This is a genomic window from Ureibacillus thermosphaericus (assembly GCF_012396605.1).
GTDB classification, from domain to species: Bacteria; Bacillota; Bacilli; order Bacillales_A; family Planococcaceae; genus Ureibacillus; species Ureibacillus thermosphaericus.
This window is the reverse complement of record NZ_JAAXPW010000022.1, coordinates 19,837-40,812: the sequence shown is the minus strand read 5'-3', so window position 1 is coordinate 40,812 and position 20,976 is coordinate 19,837. Positions and strand designations below refer to the sequence as shown.

Genomic DNA, 20,976 nt, shown 5'->3' with positions numbered 1-20,976 from the left:
AATTATCAAAATATTCTATCATATGGTAATTCATTATGAAAATTTAATAGTATTAACGATTATTTGAGGTGATTTTCATACAGGATTTTCTACTTTCACCCATTAAAGATCTTAAATTTCCATCACAAAAGTGGACTCCACAAATACTTGAAGTTCAGGAACCACTTATTAAAGTGCAACAAGTACCGAACCGATTATACATCAGACCTATTTATTATGAACTAAACATTCCATCTAGTATTCAATCAATCTATTTACGTAAGGGAGTCTATCTACGAATCAAGAAAGCTTTAGAAATATTGCCTCGTCAGTATAGTTTCATTCTATTTGATGGATTTCGTCCATTTCAGGTTCAGCAATCTCTATTCAATCTGTTTTTAGAAAAAACGAAAATGCAGCATCCTGAGCTGACGGAAGAGGAAATTTTTCAAATCACTTTAAAATATGTTGCGTATCCAAGCATTGAGCCAACACGTACTTCCCCCCATATTACAGGGGGAGCGATTGATTTAACTTTAGGCGATGCGAATGGAAACGAACTAGACTTAGGCACAAAGTTTGATGAAATGAACGAAAAATCAGCAACGAGATATTTTGAAGATCATCCAGAAGAAAATGTTGCAGCACTTCAAAATAGAAGAATATTATATAACAGTTTAATCCATGTCGGCTTTACAAATTACGCTGATGAATGGTGGCATTATGATTTCGGAAATATCTCTTGGGCAAGGAGAGTAAATGAACAAGTCGTCCCTTATGGCCCAGTATTAGCAGAACTAGAAAATAATGATGTAAAGGAGTTTCAGTTTATATGAAAGTTTATATTAGTGCAGATTTAGAAGGAGTTGCTGGCTCAACAACTTGGATTGAGACGGAAAAAAATACACCGGATTATGCCCCTTTTCAAAAGCAAATGACAAAAGAAGTTGAAGCCGCAATCGAAGGAGCAATAGCGGGTGGAGCAACTGAAATCGTATTAAAAGATGCCCATGACTCTGCAAGGAATATTGATATTTCAAACTTACCAGAAAATGTGAAAATAATTCGTGGCTGGACAGGGGATCCAATGTGTATGGTTGCTGGATTAGATGAAAGTTTTGATCGCGCCATTTTCATCGGTTATCACAGTAAAGGTGGAAGCCATCGAAATCCATTGGCCCACACATTGGTCGTGAATGCCGATGTGAAAATCAACGGTGAATATGCAAGTGAATTTTTAATTAATGCTTATGCGGCAGCACTACATGGAGTTCCTGTTGCATTTGTCAGTGGAGATGTTGGACTGACAGAGGAAATCAAGGCTGTTAACGAAAATATTGTTACGCTTCCTATCAAAGAGGGAATTGGTGGGGCTACAGTAAGTATTAGCCCTAAATTAGCAATTAGCGAAACAAAGAGATTGGTAGAAGAAGCGATGAAGGTTGATAGAGATTCAATTAAAATAGAGCTTCCAAAGCAATTCAATGTCGAAATTATTTACAGAGATCATACACGTGCATATCGAAATTCTTTTTATCCTGGAGCAAAATTTAAGCCTCATAATACAGTGGAATATGAAACAGATAACTATTTTGACGTTTTACGAATATTGCAGTTTTTAACTTAAATGAATCAAGGTGAGCCAACATGAAAATTACAGACATCAAGTGTTTCGAAGTTGCAGCGCCCCTTATTACACCTTTTAAAACGGCACTTCGAACAGTCGAAAAGATTCAAAATATTGGTGTTTACGTTTATACAGATGAGGGAGAAATTGGGATTGGGGAAGCAGCTCCAACGGCTGTCATTACTGGTGAAACGAGAAAATCAATTGTACACGCAATTGAGCGTTACATAAAACCTGCAATAATCGGATTGGAAATCGAAGAAATTGCGTTCATTATGGAACGCCTTGATCAATGCATATATAAAAATACAAGTGCAAAAGCCGCAGTAGATATGGCTATTTATGATTTGTTTGCAAAGCGTTATAATGCTCCTTTATACAAAGTGTTGGGTGGTTATCGTAAAGAGCTTGTAACGGATATCACCATTAGTGCTAATGATGCACAAACGATGGTCAATGACAGCTTGAAAGCAGTGAAACGTGGTTATCAAATTTTAAAAGTGAAAGTTGGGAAAGATCCTGAAAGTGATGCGGAAAGAGTTATCGCTATCCGAAAGGCTGTGGGACCTGACATTCAAATTCGTGTAGACGCCAACCAAGGCTGGTCTCCAAAACAAGCTGTCAGAATAATTCGTAAATTGGAGGATGCAAATGTCAACATCGAATTAGTCGAACAGCCTGTTCACTATGCTGATTTGGAAGGCATGCACTATGTAACAGCTCATACAGAAACAAATATTTTAGCAGATGAAAGCGTTTTTTCAGCAAAAGATGCACTTAAGGTTATTCAAATGCGTGCTTGTGATTGTATCAATATTAAACTGATGAAAACGGGTGGTATTTATCAGGCACAAAAAATTTCCCATATTGCAGAAGCGAATGGAATTGCATGCATGATTGGTTGCATGTTGGAAACAAAAATTAGCGTAAGCGCTGCGGCTCATTTTGCTGCGTCACAAAAGAACATTACGCTCGTTGATTTAGATGGGCCAAGCCTATGTTTGAAAGATCCTATTTCAGGTGGTCCAACATTCGAAAGCCAATGGATTAGAATGTCGGAGGATCCTGGGTTAGGATTTTCAATAGAAAGTTAGAGAAAAAATGGGGGGTTCTATGAAAAAGTATTTACTGTTTTTGCTCGCTTGTATCGTTATGATGCTAACAGCTTGTAGCGATGATGAAGAAACAAAAGATGAATCTGTATTTCGCACAGTATATTCCGGAGAAGTAAAAACGCTCAACTATTTAAAAACATCTGAAACTAATGAATTTGCAGTTGCTGCAAACTTAGTAGATGGATTAATTGAATATGACAAATACGGCATTGTTCAACCAGGTTTAGCCGAATCGTGGGAAACAAATGAAGATGCTTCAGTATGGACATTTAGACTTCGAAAAGGTGTGAAATGGGTAGACCATGAAGGTAATGAAGTAGCTGAAGTAACTGCAAAAGACTTTGTAGATGGATTACATTATGTGCTCGATGCAAAAAATGAATCATCAACTGCATGGATTGCAACTGTTGTGAAGAACGGCAATGCATTCTATGAAGGAGAAATTACAGATTTTTCTCAAGTTGGGGTAAAAGCTTTAGATGAATATACCCTTGAATATACATTGGAGGGACCAACGCCTTACTTTCTTTCCATGTTGAACTATGTATGTTTCTTCCCGGTATATGGCGAGTTTTTAGCTGAAAAGGGAGACAGCTTTGGTACATCAAAAGAAAACCTTTTATACAATGGTTCTTATATTTTAACTGAGTTTGAACCTCAAAATAAACGTGTATTAACGAAAAATCCGACTTATTGGGATCATGAAAATGTGTTAATTGACAAAATCGAATATAAGTATAACAAAGAAGCAGCTACTGTTGCACCAGAATTATTCTTACGTGGAGAAGTGGACGAAGCGGCAATTCCAACTGCCATTTTAGATGATTGGTTCAAAGATTCAGAGAAAAAAGAATTAATTCGTCAAAGTAGAAGCAACTTCTATTCATATTTCTATGCATTAAACTTTAATCCACAATTTGATGCAGAATATGAACCGGAAAACTGGAAGATTGCAGTAAACAACAAAAACTTCCGTAAATCATTATTCCATGCGCTTGACCGAGTTTCTGCTATGTTGACGGACGAACCTTATAATCCTGAATCATTATTAAACAATACGATTACGCCTAAAAACTTTGTTGATATAGATGGTGTTGACTATACACAATTAGAACCATTAGCGAAGTTTACAAATAATGATTCATTTAACCCTGACTTAGCGCTTGAATATAAAGAAAAAGCGATGGCAGAACTTCAAGGTAAAGCGACTTTCCCTGTTAAAGTATTAATGCCATATAACTCTGGAATGCCTGACTGGGCAAACCGCTCTCAAGTTATTGAACAACAAATGGAAAATTTGTTAGGCAAAGATTATATTGACATTATTGTTTATGCTGGCCCTTCAACTGGATTCCTTGGAGAAGTTCGGCGTCCAGGAAAGTTTGCATTTATGGAAGTGAACTGGGGTCCAGACTATGCAGATCCATCCACTTATACAGATCCATTTACAATAGGTGGAACATATAACAAACCAGAATTAGCTGAAGGATATACTGATACGAATGGTCAACCGATTTATGAAAATATGGTAAACAAAGCGAAAGCAGCAATTGATTTTGCAGAACGCTATGAATTGTTTGCCGAGGCAGAAGCTTTCTTAATCGAAGAAGCATTCGTTGTTCCTTACAAAGTAGGTGGCACTGGATACGTAGCATCTAAATTAAATCCATTTGATGCACAATATTCACCATTTGGAGTAACAATGGAGAAATTTAAAGGGCAAAAATTGCTAGACAAACCGATGAACAACGAAGAATTTAAAGAAGCGAAAGCGCAATGGGAGAAAGAGCGTGCTGAAGCGCTAGCTAAAGCAAGTCAATAATTCACTATGAATTTATTCAATAAATGAAAAGATTCATAGTCGATCTTTGAAGAAGGAGATGGCTAACTTACATCTCCTTTCTTCTCTTATTTAGGTAAACAAGGGGGGTTCTCATGCTAGGATATATCGTAAAACGGCTGTTACAGTCAGTGGTTACACTATTTGTCATTATTACAGTCGTGTTTTTTTTATTACGCTTATTGCCTGAAGAAGGTTATTTAGGTGCCGCTGCTGATAAAATGACACCCGAACAACAAGAAGTCTATTTAACGAATTTAGGATTGCGTGATCCAATCCTCGTTCAGCTAGGAAACTTTTATTTAGATTTATTGCGTGGCGATTTGGGCAAATCCATTACATATCGTACGGATGTACCCGTTATTGATATTATTGCAGATAAAATCGTGTATTCATTTGCATTTGGAGTCGCAGCTGTTGCCTTATCCATTATCGTGGGCGTTCCATTAGGAATTTTCATGGCTCAATTTAAAGGAAGATGGTTAGATCGGCTTGGGACGGGCTATATTGTGTTCATTGTGGCAGTTCCTTCCATGGTCTATTACTTGCTCATTCAAGTATATATAACGGACTTCTTGAATTTACCTATGTTGTTTAATGAAGACAAGCCCATTACTTGGGTGTTGCCATTAATTTCACTGTCTTTAGGGCCAATCGCTTCTTATGCCATGTGGATGCGACGTTATATGGTCGATGAATTAAACAAAGATTATATTAAACTAGCGCGGGCTAAAGGTGTAAAAGAACGCACCATCATGTTTAGACATGTTATGCGAAATGCTTTTATTCCATTGGCTCAGTATTTGCCAGCAACCATCTTGCTAACTATCACTGGCTCCATTTATATTGAATCTTTATATTCCATACCGGGAATGGGCGGGTTGCTCGTTGACGCCATCCAGCGTCAAGATAATCCAGTCGTTCAAGCTCTTGTATTACTCTTCTCATCTTTAGGGATCATTGGATTATTTTTAGGAGATGTAGCAATGGCCCTTGTTGATCCTCGCATCAAATTCGGCAAAGGGGAGAGTGTTCGCTGATGGGCTTATATTCTGAAGAAATACGCAATATTACGGACAAATCTAGTAAACAATTATTTGAATTTGCGGTAGCAGATGAAAACAATGCAGAAAAAATCGGCTATTCGAATTATTCTTATTGGCGCTCTACTTGGAAGTCTTTTTTAAAAAATAAAGTAGCAGTAAGTTTATTGATTTTAGTTATTGCGATTGTTTTATTTGTTCTGATTCAGCCATATTTACCTAACCAAAAATCGCCAACGGAAATCTACCTGGATCCTGAAACTGGCTACCAAGCCCGCAATGTCCCACCAAACGAGGAATTCTGGTTTGGTACAAACTCCATTGGACAAGATTTATGGTCTCGCATATGGGCAGGAACAAGAACATCGTTATTTATTGGTGTGGTCGTAGCTATTGTTGAGGCGATTATTGGGATTACCATCGGTGCTCTGTGGGGGTATTCAAGGAAATTAGAAGCACCTCTCACTCATGCTTATAACGTGATTGAAAATATACCAACGACGATTGTATTAATCTTAATGTCTCTAATATTACGACCAAGTATCACTACGATTATTGTGGCAATGTGTATAACTGGCTGGGTTGAGATGGCAAGATTTATTCGCAACCAAATTGTCATCTTGCGTGACCGTGAATATAACTTGGCATCAAGAACGTTAGGAACGCCAAGCTATCGTATTATTTTAAAAAACTTGTTACCATATTTAATTTCAATCATTATGTTGCGAATGAGTTTAGCTGTTCCTTATGCAATTGGAGCCGAAGTATTTTTAACGTATATCGGTTTAGGGTTGCCTGTAAGTGAGCCATCATTAGGCAACTTAATTAACGAAGGTCGAGTATTAATGATGTCTCCAGATTTAAGATATCAGCTACTATTCCCAAGTATCGTATTAAGTGTGATTACGATTTCTTTCTATATTATAGGTAACTCATTCGCTGATGCGGCTGATCCGAAAAATCACGTATAGGAGGCATTCAAATGGTAGATGAGAAGAACAAAATCTTGTCCATTGAAAATCTAGTCATAAAGTTTACATTGCGTGGACGAGAACTGACGGCTATTCGTGATATATCTTTAGATTTATATAAAGGTGAAAGTTTAGCCATCGTAGGAGAATCAGGTTCTGGAAAATCTGTATTAATGAAATCGATCATAGGGCTATTGGATAAAAACGGTTATATTGATCAAGGGAAAATTTTGTATGAAGATTATGACTTAGCGCAATTTAAAACGGAAAATGATTGGTTGAAAATTCGAGGGAAAGAAATTGCGATGGTGACGCAAGACCCTATGACTTCTCTTAATCCGTTAAAAACGATTGGGAAGCAAATTGAGGAAGCGGTCATTTTGCATCAAGGACTAAAGGGAAAATCAGCCTACGAAAAAGTTCTTCAAATAATTCGGGATGTTGGAATAAAAGATGCGGAAAGACGTTACAAACAATATCCTCATGAGTTTTCAGGTGGTATGCGTCAACGGATTGTGATTGCCATCGCGATTGCATGTAATCCAAAAATATTAATTTGTGATGAACCAACAACAGCTCTTGACGTAACGATTCAAGCGCAAATTTTGCAGTTGTTGAAAAATCTCCAAGAAAAATATCATTTGACAACGATTTATATTACCCATGACCTAGGGGTTGTAGCAAAAGTAGCGGATCGCGTTGCGGTGATGTATGCAGGTGACATTATCGAATTTGGGAAAACGGATGAAATCTTTTTCAATGCAAAACATCCTTATACATGGGCATTAATTTCATCACTACCACAATTAGGGGAAAAAGGGAAAGAACTTTATTCCATTAAAGGAACGCCGCCGAATTTATTTAATGAAATTAAAGGAGATGCATTTGCGCCGCGTAATCCATATGCATTGAAAATTGATTTTGTAGAACGCCCTCCATACTTTAAAGTCAGTGATACCCATTATGCCAAAACGTGGCTGCTTCATCCCAATGCCCCAAAAGTAGAGCCTCCCGAAGTGTTGAAAAAATTTTTTGAAGAAGGGAGACAATACGCAAATGGCTAATCGCGAAGTAATACTTGAAGTGAAAAATTTAAATGTGACCTTTGGAAAAGGTAAGAAAAAGTTTGAAGCCATCAAAGATGTCAGCTTTCAAATTTATAAAGGAGAGACATTTGGATTAGTAGGAGAATCTGGTTCAGGAAAAACAACGATTGGCCGTGCGATTATGCGCATTAATGAAGTTACAAGTGGGGAGATATTATTTAAAGGAAGGAAAATCAATGGAAAAATCCCTCGTGATTGGGATCGTGAAATCACACAAAAAATTCAAATGATTTTCCAAGATCCAATGGCTTCTTTAAATGAACGGGCAAAAGTGGACTATATCATTAGTGAAGGCTTAATAAATACTAAAAATTATTCCAGTGAAAAAGAACGACAAGAGAAAATAAGAAATGCTTTGCTACAAGTTGGCCTTTTACCGGAATTTGCCTCAAGGTTTCCTCATGAATTCTCAGGTGGTCAGCGTCAACGAATTGGAATTGCTCGTGCTTTAGTGATGGAACCAGAGTTTATTATTGCAGATGAACCAATCTCAGCTTTAGATGTTTCCATCCGTGCGCAAGTATTGAATTTAATGAAACACCTACAACAACAAAATAATTTAACTTATTTATTCATTGCCCATGATTTATCCATTGTTCGCTTTTTCACAGATCGAACGGCAGTGATTTATAAGGGGAATATTGTGGAATTGGCAGAAACAGAAAAATTGTTTTCCAATCCCATTCACCCTTATACCCGTGCATTAATATCAGCTGTGCCTGAACCAAATCCGTATAAAGAACGTAGTAAAAAGGTGGAAATCTATGACCCTACTCAGCATAACTATGAAACAATGCCGCCTTCTTTTATTGAAATAGAAAAGGGACATTTTGTATTGGCAAACGAAGAAGAAATTGCCCGTTACCGTGAAACGAGAAGAATGGGGGTTAGCATGTGAGAATACCAAAATCGTTAAAAAAGGGTGATACGATTGGGTTGGTTAGTGCGTCCAGTCCAACTCCATCTGAAGTGTTGCCTAGAGCCATCAAAGCAATTGAAGACCTTGGCTTTAACGTCGTTGTAGGCGAAACTTGCAAAGAAAGGCATGGATATTTAGCTGGAAAAGATGACTTACGGGCACAAGAAATCAATGAAATGTTCCGCAATCCTGAAATTGATGGGATTTTTTGCATTCGCGGAGGATATGGTGCCCAAAGAATTTTGCCATTGTTGGATTTAGAGATGATTAAAGAAAACCCAAAAGTTTTTGCTGGGTATAGTGACGTCACAGCGCTTCATATTGTATTCAACCAATTATGTCATTTTGTTACATTCCATTCGCCTATGCCATCTACGGAATTCATTAAAGATGAAATGGACGATTATACGTGGAATTCGTTTTTGACAAGCGTCATGGATACAGAACGCACGGATTATTTTTTAGAAAATGCACCTGGGAATCCCGTGAAAGTATTAGTACCAGGTGAAGCGACTGGTGAATTGGTTGGCGGCAATTTGACATTGGTGGCTTCATCATTAGGAACTCCATATGAAATTGATACGAAAGGAAAAATATTATTTTTAGAAGATATCGATGAATATGAGCGAAGTGTTGATCGAATGCTTACACAATTAAAACTTGCAGGTAAACTGGATGATGCTGTGGGCATTTTGCTGGGAGCTTGGACAAATTGTGGTCCACAAAATCCAGATAAGCCTGAACAAAGTTTACGATTGCACACTATATTTGAAGAAATATTAGTTCCGACAGGTAAACCGATCTTAATGGACATTACATGTGGTCATGTGCTGCCTACGATGACGCTGCCATTAGGCAAGAAGATTTCATTTAATACCGAATTGAGAATGATAAAAGTAATGGGGTAGGTGGCGATTAGGATGGAGCAAATCCGAACCTTGCTAGATGAAGCAGATTGTAAGGTGCATCTTGTTGTGAAAGATTTGAAAACGGATCAATACCTGATTGCTGAAAAGATGGATGAAGTCTTTCCAAGTGCGAGTATTATAAAAGTTCCCATTTTATTAGCTGTATTGCATTATGTACAAGAAAATCAATTTTCTTTAACAGATGTAGTAGAAATTTCACCAGAAAATAAAGTGGATTTTAGTGTAATCACGGAGCAAGACTTAACATCCTGTACCATCTATGAGTTGCTATTATGGATGATTATTACGAGCGATAATTCTGCAACAAATGAACTCATTGATTTACTTGGTTTTGAAAAGTTGAACCATTATTTTAAGAAAATCGGTTTGGCTCATACAAACCTGGAACGCAAAATGATGGATTTTGAAAAAATAAATCTTGGGTACGATAATGTGACGACTGCGAGAGATATGGCACATTTATTTTCATTGATTTATCAACAACAATTATTAATAGACGAATTTAATAAAATAGCAATTGATATTTTGTGCAAGCAAAGAGACTATGAACGCTTAAAGAGATATATAGCGGACGTCCGGATTGCCCATAAAACAGGCAGTTTGGATACGGTTTGTCATGATGCAGGAATTGTCTATCATCCAACTATGGACTATTTTATCGGAGTTTTTCTAACGGAATTAAATGATTTTGAATTCGGAAAGCGATTCATCGGCCGCATTTCCAAAATCGTATATGACTATTTCGAATAGGGGGGATACCCTATGAAAGCAGTTGCAAGTGATATGATTGTACCCCTACATAAACACCCGTATTCTACTTCTGAATGTGTTGACGAAGTATTATATGGCATGGTTGTTGAGATACTCGAAGATTGTGGCACTTGGGTACATGTTCAAACCGCCTATCGATATAAGGGGTATTGTTTAAAAGAAAAATTGCTCATCAATGAAGGAAAAGCTGGGCAATGGGATAAAGAAGCAAAACATGTCATCATTCAAAACTTCGCAGATATTTTAGCGGAACCAAAAATTCAAAGCGCGAAAATCGCTACATTAGTGAAGGGATCTTCTATTTCATTAGTGGAAGATTCGAGTTTGAATCCAGAATGGGTTAAAGTAAAATTGGTGAATGGCGAGATTGGTTATAGTCGCTCTTATTGGATACGTGAAAGAATTGTAGAATTGGATTCTGAGGAAGCGTTTCGAGAAAATGTTGTTCAAACTGCATTGAGCTATTTAAAGGCGCCTTATCGTTGGGGAGGAAAATCGCCGCTGGGAATTGATTGTTCTGGATTATGTTCTATGGCATACATGTTGAATGGTGTTTATATTTACCGAGATGCACAAATTGTAGAAGGTTTCCCAATCAAGGAAATACCCTTTGAAAAAATACAAAAAGGCGACTTGCTTTATTTCCCTGGACACATCGCCATGTATATGGGGAATGGACTGTATGTTCACTCCTCGCTTGGAGGAAATGAGGTAAGCATCAATAGTTTAAATGAAAAGGATTCGAACTATCGAAAAGATTTAGCGACTTCTATTACTGCAGTGGGGAGTTTATTTGGATAGGTTGTTTTTCGTGGCAGTCTAGAATTTTGTTTAGACTGCCCTTTAATTTTGGAGATGAAATATTGTAAAGGTTGGCTATATCTTTCATAGTTTGACTTTGCATGATTTTGTAGTAAGGACGGTTTTATTTGTTTGGCTATTAAGAGCATTACTTTGACTATTATCTTACAGATTATGACTAATATGTGCTAGCAATTGACTATTATCTTTTGGAGTTTGACTATTATAAGCAAAGTTTTGGCTATTATTTAAATATTTGAGGGAACGATTTATTAAGTAGTGTGTAAAATCAAGATATATTTTCCAAATGTTTAATGTATAGATTTTATTGGCGGATCAGATTCTAGAAACAGCAGATTTTTAGTCTAAATTCTTTCTAACAGAAATGAAGAAAATACATCATCGGAATTCTCGCAACTAAAATTGAATAGTTTCCATATGATTGAGAAATCTAAACTATAGGGATTTTTTTCAATTAATATTGTTTGGAGGTATCCATATTGAATCTTGCAGATGTGCTGATTGTATTTGGTTCGGTACTAATAGGCTTCCTTTTATTCATTCTTGTCGTGATTGGATTATATCTATATTTTATTGACCGGACGCAAAAGCAACATCCTGTACTTCGCAATTATCCACTAATTGGGAGAGCTCGTTATTTATTTGAAACGATTGGTCCTGAATTGCGCCAATATTTATTTAACAATGATACTGAGGGTAAGCCATTTTCACGTATCGAATATCAAACTATTGTCAAATCGGCAAAATATAAACGGGATGTAATTGGTTTTGGTTCACTTCGAGATTTTGAAAAACCCGGTTTTTATATTCGCAACTCCATGTTTCCTAAGTTAACGGAAGAATTAAAAATGGACGATGAAAAAGTAAAGACAAAAAGATACCTCTTAGTGAAAGAGCCTTTATTTGGCCAAAGAAAGGAAATATTTGAAGATCATGTTTCAAAGGCATTTTTATTACATGATGAAGATGCAATTGTCATTGGAGAAAAAACGAAACATCCGTTTATTGTGAAAGGGCAAATCGGCATGTCTGCTATGAGTTATGGATCCTTAGGAGATCATGCCATTACTGCCTTATCAGAGGGGTTAGGATTAGCGAAAGGGACATGGATGAACACTGGGGAAGGAGGGCTTTCAGAATATCATCTAAAAGGTAATGTCGATATCATTATGCAAATCGGCCCTGGTTTGTTTGGTGTGCGAGATAAAGAAGGGAATTTTAATTGGGATGCATTATTGGAAAAAAGTCAGATTCCACAGATTAAGGCATTCGAAATTAAATTAGCTCAAGGTGCGAAAACACGAGGTGGCCATATCGACGCTGAAAAGGTGACAGAGGAAATTGCAAGAATTCGTATGGTGGAGCCGTTTAAAGCAATCGATAGTCCGAACCGATTTAAAGAGTTTAATGATTTCCCTTCATTATTTGAATTTATGGAACAAATTCGAGAAAAAACAGGAAAACCCGTTGGCATGAAGGTAGTTATTGGAAGCCCCGATGAATCAGAAGCTTTAGCAAAAGCGATAAAAGAGACTGGAAAAGGTCCCGATTTCATTACGGTTGATGGTGGGGAAGGTGGAACAGGTGCATCCTTCCAAGAGTTAGCAGATAGTGTCGGATTGCCAATTAAATCCGCCTTGCCATTAGTTCACAGTGCATTAATCAATTACGGTGTACGGAATCAGGTGAAAATCATCGCTTCCGGCAAACTGTTCTCTGCAGACCGGATTGCGATTGCCTTAGCCATGGGAGCGGACCTTGTCAACATCGCACGTGGATTTATGATTACTGTAGGATGCATCCAAGCATTAAAATGCCATTCAAATGCTTGTCCTGTCGGTGTTGCAACGACAGACCCTGATTTGCAAAAAGCTCTTGTCGTTGATGAAAAGAAATATCGTACGGCTAATTATGTCATCACCTTAAGGGAAGGACTTTTCCGTATTGCGGCTGCTTGTGGTCTTGAATCGCCAATCCATTTCAAACCTGAACATGTTGTTTATAAAGATGATAAAGGACGTGTAATTTCATTAGAGGAGATGTATCAATCATTACTAAAAAGTTGATGAATACAAGAAAAAATCGTGGTTATAAATCAATAAGAGGAAATTATGTTCCAATAGTTGAACATAATTCCTCTTTTTTTCAACATTAAAAAAACATTAGGAGTTATAAATTTAACAAAATAAGCATATTGACAATTAGAATGTATTACAAATTTTTTATCTACTTATATTAGCAAATTGACCTAGGCTTCTTCATTTATCAACACTAATGATGAAAACGGGAGATCACGATGCGAAAAGGTGAAAAAACACGACAACGAATCATTGAAAAATCTGCTCAAATCTTTAATGAAAAAGGGTATTACCAAACATCATTGTCAGATATTATGAATGAAACCGGATTGAAAAAAGGGGGAATATATAGGCATTTTAAAGATAAAAATGAATTAATGATTGAAGCCTTCTACTTTGCGGTGAAAAAAGTCAGAAATTTCTATTTAGAGAAAACAACGTTAGAAAGTGATGAATTGACTTTATTAAAAACTTTTTTTGAAGTATTTAAAAATTTAGCAAATGATATTCCGATTGCAGGTGGTTGTCCGATTTTCAATGCATCGATTGAGATGGACTGTCAACAAGATAGCGACATACTACCCCATGCACAAAAAACGATGCTTAGACTAATAGAAATGATTACTGAGATTATCGAATCTGGAAGAATAAAAGGAACTTTTCATTCCGAAATATCCGCAAAAGAGCAAGCTATTTTTTTCATATCTTCGTTGGAAGGAGGATTGGCACTAACCAAGCTTTATAAAGATTCAAAATATTTATTAACTGTTTGCGAAAATTTAGAGAAGTATTTACAGACATTAGTAAACTAATCTCTGCTATGCAGAATTTTTATTTTTTACAAAAAGAGACCGATTGGTTTCTATCAGAAACAACTGAAGGAGGATTGAATATGTATAAAGAAATCTTAGTGGAGAAAAGGGCAGATGGCATAGGGATTATTATCCTGAATCGACCATTAAAAAAGAATGCTATTAACATTACGTTAAGAAGAGAAGTATCAGAATGTCTAAATAAGTGGAAAGAATGTGATGAGATTGGTGTCGTTATTATTACGGGTGCAGGGAATGCATTTTCAAGTGGTTTTGATTTGAAAGAGTTCTCAGACCAAACTTTATTTGATGAAATATATGAATCTTCTGCTAAATATCATAGAGATGTTTGGCATTTTCCTAAACCATTAATTGCTGGGATTAATGGTTTAGCGTATGGCGGAGGATTTGACTTAGCTACTTTATGTGATTTGAGGATCTGTTCAGTTGATGCAACTTTTGCACATCCCGAAATAAAATTTGGAGCTCCTCCTATTTTTACTCCACTTCGCTGGATAGTTGGAGAAGGAATTGCGAAGGATATTTGTTTTACAGGAAGAATAATTGATGCAAAAAAAGCGTATGAAATTGGATTAGTTAATTACCTTGTGGAAAGTGATCAAGTATTAAATAAATGTATTGAAATAGCTAAACAAATTTTAGAATCTCCTGCTGAGACTTTACGATTTACAAAAAGTTTTATGAAAAAACATGCGGAAGAAAGTTTTGAAAGAGCCTTTAAAATTGAACATGATCAAGCATTTAAAGAGGTATTGTTTAAACAGCTTATGAAAAAATGATGAATCAAAAATAAAAGGGAGCGATATTTAAAATTAATGCTCTCTATACAGCCAGTTTCGAATTCAAACTGTTTGTTTCTATATAGCAAATTGTAACTATAGAAGTAGAGCTATTTTACACTTTAATTCGTTTTTTGTTTTTCGAAGCACTGAGTCTATAAAGGGTTTATAATAAATAAGAAAAAACATATATTGAAAGGCTGAAACGATAGTGAATGATTGGCTGGAAAGAGTAAAAAATAAAAAATTTATCGCATCCTTTAGCGGGGGAAAGGATAGTATGCTTGCTTTATATAAAGCGAAGCAAGTAGCAGAACCACTTGGACTAATTGCAATGCTGGATGAAACAGAAGAACATTCCCACTCGCACAGACTGACTCCTGAATTTTTAACTGCGCAAGCTCAAGCTATTGGTTATCCCATTTATTCACGGGGAGCAAGCTGGACAACATATGAACAACATTTCATTGAGCTATTACAAGAGGCGAAGAAAAAAGGTGCGGAAGTCCTCGTGACTGGAGACGTGGACGTAGCATATGAGGGAACATGGCACGCAGATGTCACAAATAAAGTAGGGATCACATTAAGCATGCCCCTTTACCTTAAAAATCATCGTTCGCTAGTTGAAGAATTTATTGATTTAGGCTTTATAGCTATGGTGACAACCGTGAATTTATCACTCGGTATGCGTATAGAAGACTTAGGAAGAATCTTGACTAGAGACTTCTTGGACGAGCTTCAGCAAAGATCTATTGATCCTTGCGGCGAAGGGGGCGAGTTCCATACAACGGTGATCGATGGTCCAATATTTTCAGCCCCTCTTCAAGTTCAACCGTTGGACATTATTACACATGAAAATTATGCATTTTTGCCATTGAAATTAAAAGCGTAATAATGAAAACCTTACATTTAGAAGTGCCTCTCTAAATGTAAGGTTTTGATATTTTTAAAATAAATGGTGTAGAAGTTCTTTTGAAAGCCGTTTTTCATTGTAATCAGCATGAAGGACTACAACGAAAATACTCTTAATACAATAGATAAAGTGTCGATGATGGGATTGCGTGTAAAATACAATTGCCTGTGAAATTTCGCAGTAAAAAATTTCACAGGCACTTTCATTCAGAGGAGGGTTTCTACCAGCATTTTTTTAGACTATTCTATGTAGTGGTTATTACTTTTGACATCACTCATCAATGTGTTTCTTAGATGAAAAACGCAAAATATAAAATAAATAGAATACAAAGTAAATACATCATTGGATGAACTTCTTTAAAACGTTTTTGAGCCATTAAACAAATGGGATAAAGGACAAACCCTAATCCAATACCAATAACTACGCTAGACGTAAGTGGCATCATAATTATTGTTAAAAACGATGGAATTACAATTTCTAACTTTGTCCAATTGATTTTACGGATTTCCATTGCCATTAAGGCACCGACAATAATTAATGCAGCGGATGTCACTTCCGCCGAAATCACACTGACAAGCGGTGAGAAAAACAACGCAACTAGGAAACACGCTGCAATGACGACAGATGTAAAGCCCGTTCTTCCTCCGACAGCAATACCAGCTGACGATTCAACACTTGTGGCAGGAGTTGAAGTTCCTAGAATAGCACCAAATACACCGGCAAGAGAATCAGCAAGCAATCCTTTACCTATATTCGGGATTTTACCATCTTTGACCATGCCAGCTTGGCTTGTTAATCCAATTAAAGCACCAGCCGTATCAAAAAAGGCAACAATTAAAAAGGTAAAGATGACTGTCAACATTTCAGGTGTAAATATTTCATCTAAGTGATTAAACACGACACCAAAAGTTGCTTCAATACTTGGGATACTCCCAATGAATGATGAAGGAACTTCAATTAAGCCGCACATCATACCTATAATGGTTGTTATACACATTCCATAGAATATGCCGCCATTGATTCCACGCACTAATAAAATAATTGTGATAGTAAGTCCAACTATTGCAAGCAGAGTCATCGGTGAAGTCAAATCTCCAATGGAAACAAATGTGTCTTCATTGCTTATAACAATACCACCATTTTTTAAACCGATAAACGTGATGAAGAACCCGATTCCGGAAGCGATGGCGTATTTTAAATCTGATGGAATAATCGTAATAATTTTTTCTCGAACTTTCATTAAACTTAATAACGTAAAAATAATGCCCGCAACAAAAACCCCAGTTAGTGTAATTTTCCAGTCAATCCCCATTCCAATACATACGGAAAAAGTAAAGAAAGAATTCAATCCCATACTGGGAGCTATGGCGATGGGAAAGTTAGCAAGCAGCCCAATAAGTAGTGTACCAATGATGGCAGTAAGAGCTGTTGCAGTGAATACTGCTCCTTGATCCATCCCAGATTGGCTCAAAATAAGCGGATTAACGATTAAAATATAGGCAAGGGATAAGAAAGTCGTAATCCCTGCTAATGTTTCTTGTTTATAGGATGTATTTCGTTCTGTAAATTTAAAAAAGTTTCTCATGATGTACTCTCCTAGTTTTATCAAAGAATATATGAAAGCAAGTTTACAGCTAATAGATTTCCCCAATAAAAAAACTTTGGCGACAATTAGGCCAAAGTTTCTCTACAAAATGGAATAAAAATATTATGTATAATAAGTTTTCATTCCTTGTAGACAAGCTATTTATGGTAGCTGGTAGAAACATTCAAGCCGTATTCTTGAATTTATACAAGGTTTTTATGTTATATTAAAAAGTTTAGAAAAATGATAACAGCTTTCATTTGAATCGTCAATATAAATTAGAATGATTTTTTATAAATAATTAATATAAAATATTTTAAAAAATGAAAAAAGTAAGAATAATAAAACGAAAAGTCATGGATAGGAATATGCATAAGGAGAACAAAGTTTGAGAGCAGTTAAAAAGATGAATTGAAAGTCATTTTAATAAAAGTGTAAACATAAAACAAAAAAAGTTCATAAAATACAATTATTATGTTTGAAGTATAAAAAGTATGGTATTATTTTTTTAAGAAAAAATTTGTCTAAATTGTGAACGGAAAATATACAAAAGGGTATTCACGATTGTTGACAGCAAGGGGGATAGGACCATGTTGAAATATTTTATGAATCTGTTTGCGTTGCTTTTTATTTTGGGTTTGATATTATTTGGAATTAGTTTTGTTTCCAATCTATCAATGTGGTACGGTATTAGTATCGTGAAAGGGAGTTTTTATTTATTACTCATTGGCCTATTTCTTCATTTAATCCAATTTGAATTTCAGTCAAATAATAAAAAAGCTTGAATGCAAGATTCAAGCTTTTTCCATGTCCATTACATATCCCAAATTAAAATCAATAATGAACCAATTATTGTAACGACTGCGATAATAATTCCGTAAAGCACATTTGTATAAATCGCTTTACCGTCTTCCGTTTCACCTGCGTGCATAAATAGCACTAATTGCACTGTTGCTTGGACAAAAGCTGTGACAAGTAGGATTGACATTGCTATTGGGAAAGTAAAATCCAGAAAATATACAAGCAGAGCAATAATCGTTAACACTAATGAAAAGATATAGCCGCCGACTTGTTTTGCAGGAAATAATTCTTTCATATTACATCATTCCTTTCAAGTAGATGAAGCTGAAAATGAAAATCCAGACAACATCTAGGAAATGCCAGTAGAGAGAGAAGATAAAGGATTTATTGGCTGTTCGTGCATTTATGCCGTCTTTTGCCACCTGAATGATGATGCTAAGTCCCCAGAACAATCCGAGGGTAACGTGGGCACCATGGGTACCGAGCGTTGTTAAGAGTGCAGCAGTAAATCCGCTTGTTTGATAAGTTGCACCAACATGGTAGTAATGCATAAATTCAAAGATTTCTACTGAAAGGAACCCTAGACCAAGTAATAGGGTAATACCTAAAAATGCTAACATGGCCTTTTTACGTCCGATTCTCATTGCATGAACAGCAAGGCCAATGGTGAAACTACTTGTGAGCAATACAAACGTTTCAATAAGCACTGGTGAAATTTCGAAGATTTCCGGTCCAGTTGGTCCATTTCCTGTTCGATGTTCCATGATGAAGTAGGCTGTAAAAAGTGTTGCAAACAGCATGATTTCCGCACCAAGGAAAATCCAGAAACCTAAAATATTCAATTGGTTTTGGTGTGTACCATATTCAAGAGGCTGCGTGTGATCGATTTTCATGAATTAGCACCTCCATATGTGCTTTCCGTTGCTTTAATTTCTTCCACTGAAATATAGCGTCCATCATCTTTTTCAAAGGAACGAAGCACCATACATGCGAAAATACCGATTAGCGCGATGACTGCAGGAACCCACAATGCAAATACGAAGGAGAATCCAGCGATAAAGAAAATCACACCCATAATAAATGGGACACCACTATTATTTGGCATGTGGATTTTTTCAATGTCACCTTTAAATAATTCATGTCCATTTTTCTTCACATCCCATAATGCTTCACTCGATGCTACATGTGGAGTGCGTGCGAAGTTGTATTCTGGTACTGGGTTGTGCGTTGCCCACTCCAATGTACGAGCGTTCCATGGGTCATCCCCAACATTTCTTGGAGAATTTTTAATACTATATAAAATGTTATAGACGATAATGCAGAAGGCAATTGTCATTAAACCTGCACCGATGAATGCAACAAAGTTTAAAGGACCGAAACCTGTCGCTTCTGAATACGTATACATACGGCGTGCTTGTCCGTCTAAACCTGTAATGTACATTGGGAAGAAGGCAAGGACGAATCCGATTGATAAGAACCAGAAAGCCCATTTACCAATGCGTTCATTTAACATAAAGCCGAACATTTTTGGCCAGTAGTAATGTAAGCCAGCTAACATCGCAAATACGACACCAGGTATGATTGTATTATGGAAGTGAGCGACTAAGAACATTGTATTGTGATATTGATAGTCCGCTGCTGACATCGCAAGCATAACCCCAGTAACCCCACCGATTGTAAATAGTGGAATGAATCCTACTGAGTACAGCATTGGAACAGTAAAGCGAATTTTCCCTTTCCACATCGTAAGCAGCCAGTTAAAGATTTTCACTCCAGTAGGCACCGCAATGGCCATTGTTGAAATGGAGAAGATACTGTTTGTTAAAGCACCTTGACCCATCGTAAAGAAGTGGTGCGTCCAAACTAGGAATGAAAGCAGGGAGATAATCACCATTGATCCTACCATTGATTTATATCCGTAAAGGTTTCGTCCAGAAAAAGTAGAAATAATCTCACTGTAAAGACCAAAGGCTGGTAAGATTAAGATATATACTTCCGGGTGTCCCCAGACCCAGAAGAAGTTTGCCCAAAGCATGTCCATACCGCCATTTGTAGAAGTAAAGAAGTTTGTCGCAAATAAGCGGTCTGTTGTACCCATTAATAACGCAATTGTTAATACTGGGAACGCAAAGATGATAATGACACAAGCCATAAATGTAGCCCATGTAAACATTGGCATTTTCATCAGCGACATTCCTGGAGCACGCATTTTTAAGATCGTAGTAATCATGTTGATACCAGTCATTAAGGATCCAATACCCGAAATCTGAATAGCAATCATATAATAGTTCGTTCCGACAGATTCACTAAATTCCGTTCCAGCAAGTGGGAAGTAAGACGTCCATCCTGCATCTGGTGAACCACCGACAACGAACGAAATATTAAATAACATCGCTCCAAAGAAGAAAAGCCAAAAGCTGATAGCGTTAAGTCTTGGAAAGGCAACGTCACGAGCTCCAATTTGCAATGGAACGACGATGTTCATGAAGGCAAAGATGAAAGGCATTGCCATAAAGATGATCATGACTACACCGTGCGTTGTAAAAATTTCATTATAATGTTGCGCATCCAATAATTGATTTTCCGGCATGGAGAGCTGTGCACGCATCATAATCGCGTCAGCTCCACCACGGAACAACATCAAAATTGCGGAGATTAAATACATAATCCCGATTTTTTTATGGTCCACAGTCGTAAGCCATTCTCGCCACAGGTAACCCCATTTTTTAAAATATGTTAAACCAACGACAATGGCTAGGGAGACAACAACAATCGCTACCATAGATGCATAGATTGCTGGGCTTGGATGCGGCACAGCAAATCGTTCAAAAAATTCCATGGATTTTTCTCCTCTCAAAGTTTATT

19 protein-coding genes and 1 riboswitch are annotated in these 20,976 nt (G+C 36.7%); of the genes, 15 read left to right on the top strand and 4 right to left on the bottom strand.

What is annotated here, in order from left to right:
* Positions 1–68: 68 nt before the first annotated feature.
* The 15 genes from HF990_RS09720 to HF990_RS09650 all read left to right on the top strand — a co-directional run bounded on the left by HF990_RS09720 (position 69) and on the right by HF990_RS09650 (position 15,704).
* Positions 69–815, top strand: a complete 747-nt coding sequence (locus tag HF990_RS09720; protein WP_311733637.1) for a M15 family metallopeptidase — start codon at positions 69–71, stop codon at positions 813–815.
* Positions 812–1,606: a M55 family metallopeptidase gene (locus tag HF990_RS09715; RefSeq protein ID WP_168412503.1), complete on the top strand. Its 795-nt coding sequence runs from the start codon at positions 812–814 to the stop codon at positions 1,604–1,606. The genes HF990_RS09720 and HF990_RS09715 overlap by 4 nt, the downstream gene beginning before the upstream one ends.
* A 20-nt stretch (positions 1,607–1,626) precedes the next feature.
* Positions 1,627–2,700, top strand: a complete 1,074-nt coding sequence (locus HF990_RS09710; protein WP_168412502.1) for a mandelate racemase/muconate lactonizing enzyme family protein — start codon at positions 1,627–1,629, stop codon at positions 2,698–2,700.
* Positions 2,701–2,719: 19 nt separating this feature from the next.
* Complete coding sequence (locus tag HF990_RS09705) at positions 2,720–4,543, top strand: peptide ABC transporter substrate-binding protein (protein WP_016839432.1); 1,824 nt, start codon at positions 2,720–2,722, stop codon at positions 4,541–4,543.
* Between the two features lie 113 nt (positions 4,544–4,656).
* Complete coding sequence (locus HF990_RS09700; RefSeq protein WP_016839433.1) at positions 4,657–5,601, top strand: ABC transporter permease; 945 nt, start codon at positions 4,657–4,659, stop codon at positions 5,599–5,601.
* Positions 5,601–6,575, top strand: a complete 975-nt coding sequence (locus tag HF990_RS09695) for an ABC transporter permease (RefSeq protein ID WP_016839434.1) — start codon at positions 5,601–5,603, stop codon at positions 6,573–6,575. Before HF990_RS09700 ends, HF990_RS09695 begins: the two co-directional genes overlap by 1 nt.
* An 11-nt stretch (positions 6,576–6,586) precedes the next feature.
* On the top strand, positions 6,587–7,639 hold the full coding sequence (locus HF990_RS09690) for an ABC transporter ATP-binding protein (protein WP_168412501.1): 1,053 nt from the start codon (positions 6,587–6,589) through the stop codon (positions 7,637–7,639).
* Positions 7,632–8,579: an ATP-binding cassette domain-containing protein gene (locus HF990_RS09685; protein ID WP_016839436.1), complete on the top strand. Its 948-nt coding sequence runs from the start codon at positions 7,632–7,634 to the stop codon at positions 8,577–8,579. The genes HF990_RS09690 and HF990_RS09685 overlap by 8 nt, the downstream gene beginning before the upstream one ends.
* Complete coding sequence (locus HF990_RS09680) at positions 8,576–9,508, top strand: S66 peptidase family protein (protein ID WP_016839437.1); 933 nt, start codon at positions 8,576–8,578, stop codon at positions 9,506–9,508. The genes HF990_RS09685 and HF990_RS09680 overlap by 4 nt, the downstream gene beginning before the upstream one ends.
* A gap of 12 nt (positions 9,509–9,520) precedes the next feature.
* A complete protein-coding gene (locus HF990_RS09675; RefSeq protein WP_016839438.1) occupies positions 9,521–10,279 on the top strand; it encodes a serine hydrolase in 759 nt (252 codons plus the stop codon).
* 12 nt (positions 10,280–10,291) lie between these two features.
* Positions 10,292–11,101, top strand: coding sequence for a C40 family peptidase (locus HF990_RS09670; protein WP_016839439.1), 810 nt, complete (start codon positions 10,292–10,294; stop codon positions 11,099–11,101).
* 500 nt (positions 11,102–11,601) lie between these two features.
* Positions 11,602–13,188 (top strand): FMN-binding glutamate synthase family protein, encoded by a 1,587-nt coding sequence (locus HF990_RS09665; RefSeq protein ID WP_168412500.1) that lies wholly within the window; start codon positions 11,602–11,604, stop codon positions 13,186–13,188.
* A gap of 230 nt (positions 13,189–13,418) precedes the next feature.
* Positions 13,419–14,012 (top strand): TetR/AcrR family transcriptional regulator, encoded by a 594-nt coding sequence (locus HF990_RS09660; protein ID WP_016839441.1) that lies wholly within the window; start codon positions 13,419–13,421, stop codon positions 14,010–14,012.
* 80 nt (positions 14,013–14,092) lie between these two features.
* Complete coding sequence (locus tag HF990_RS09655) at positions 14,093–14,812, top strand: enoyl-CoA hydratase/isomerase family protein (RefSeq protein ID WP_168412499.1); 720 nt, start codon at positions 14,093–14,095, stop codon at positions 14,810–14,812.
* A 211-nt stretch (positions 14,813–15,023) separates the two neighbouring features.
* Positions 15,024–15,704 carry a Dph6-related ATP pyrophosphatase gene (locus tag HF990_RS09650; protein ID WP_096550874.1) on the top strand — a complete coding sequence of 227 codons (681 nt, stop codon included), beginning with the start codon at positions 15,024–15,026 and terminating at the stop codon, positions 15,702–15,704.
* Positions 15,705–16,014: 310 nt separating this feature from the next.
* Here HF990_RS09650 and HF990_RS09645 read toward each other — a convergent pair whose 3' ends face one another.
* From HF990_RS09645 to qoxB, 4 genes are all read right to left on the bottom strand, one after another.
* Positions 16,015–17,310: an NCS2 family permease gene (locus tag HF990_RS09645; RefSeq protein WP_168412498.1), complete on the bottom strand. Its 1,296-nt coding sequence runs from the start codon at positions 17,308–17,310 to the stop codon at positions 16,015–16,017.
* Between the two features lie 130 nt (positions 17,311–17,440).
* Positions 17,441–17,541, bottom strand: a riboswitch (purine riboswitch).
* Positions 17,542–18,124: 583 nt separating this feature from the next.
* Positions 18,125–18,406, bottom strand: a complete 282-nt coding sequence (gene qoxD / locus HF990_RS09640; protein ID WP_016839144.1) for a cytochrome aa3 quinol oxidase subunit IV — start codon at positions 18,404–18,406, stop codon at positions 18,125–18,127.
* 1 nt (position 18,407) lies between these two features.
* Positions 18,408–19,004 (bottom strand): cytochrome aa3 quinol oxidase subunit III, encoded by a 597-nt coding sequence (qoxC, locus tag HF990_RS09635; protein ID WP_096550877.1) that lies wholly within the window; start codon positions 19,002–19,004, stop codon positions 18,408–18,410.
* Entirely contained in the window at positions 19,001–20,950 is a 1,950-nt protein-coding gene (qoxB, locus tag HF990_RS09630) for a cytochrome aa3 quinol oxidase subunit I (protein WP_096550878.1), read from the bottom strand. The genes qoxC and qoxB overlap by 4 nt, the downstream gene beginning before the upstream one ends.
* Positions 20,951–20,976 lie beyond the last annotated feature (26 nt).

Bases quoted from the DNA above. Each gene is read 5' to 3' on its own strand.
- HF990_RS09715 (WP_168412503.1), top strand. From the start codon at position 812: ATGAAAGTTTATATTAGTGCAGATTTAGAAGGAGTTGCTGGCTCAACA.
- HF990_RS09710 (WP_168412502.1), top strand. From the start codon at position 1,627: ATGAAAATTACAGACATCAAGTGTTTCGAAGTTGCAGCGCCCCTTATT.
- HF990_RS09705 (WP_016839432.1), top strand. From the start codon at position 2,720: ATGAAAAAGTATTTACTGTTTTTGCTCGCTTGTATCGTTATGATGCTA.
- HF990_RS09700 (WP_016839433.1), top strand. From the start codon at position 4,657: ATGCTAGGATATATCGTAAAACGGCTGTTACAGTCAGTGGTTACACTA.
- HF990_RS09695 (WP_016839434.1), top strand. From the start codon at position 5,601: ATGGGCTTATATTCTGAAGAAATACGCAATATTACGGACAAATCTAGT.
- HF990_RS09690 (WP_168412501.1), top strand. From the start codon at position 6,587: ATGGTAGATGAGAAGAACAAAATCTTGTCCATTGAAAATCTAGTCATA.
- HF990_RS09685 (WP_016839436.1), top strand. From the start codon at position 7,632: ATGGCTAATCGCGAAGTAATACTTGAAGTGAAAAATTTAAATGTGACC.
- HF990_RS09675 (WP_016839438.1), top strand. From the start codon at position 9,521: ATGGAGCAAATCCGAACCTTGCTAGATGAAGCAGATTGTAAGGTGCAT.
- HF990_RS09670 (WP_016839439.1), top strand. From the start codon at position 10,292: ATGAAAGCAGTTGCAAGTGATATGATTGTACCCCTACATAAACACCCG.
- HF990_RS09660 (WP_016839441.1), top strand. From the start codon at position 13,419: ATGCGAAAAGGTGAAAAAACACGACAACGAATCATTGAAAAATCTGCT.
- HF990_RS09655 (WP_168412499.1), top strand. From the start codon at position 14,093: ATGTATAAAGAAATCTTAGTGGAGAAAAGGGCAGATGGCATAGGGATT.
- HF990_RS09645 (WP_168412498.1), bottom strand. From the start codon at position 17,310: ATGAGAAACTTTTTTAAATTTACAGAACGAAATACATCCTATAAACAA.
- qoxD (WP_016839144.1), bottom strand. From the start codon at position 18,406: ATGAAAGAATTATTTCCTGCAAAACAAGTCGGCGGCTATATCTTTTCA.
- qoxC (WP_096550877.1), bottom strand. From the start codon at position 19,004: ATGAAAATCGATCACACGCAGCCTCTTGAATATGGTACACACCAAAAC.
- qoxB (WP_096550878.1), bottom strand. From the start codon at position 20,950: ATGGAATTTTTTGAACGATTTGCTGTGCCGCATCCAAGCCCAGCAATC.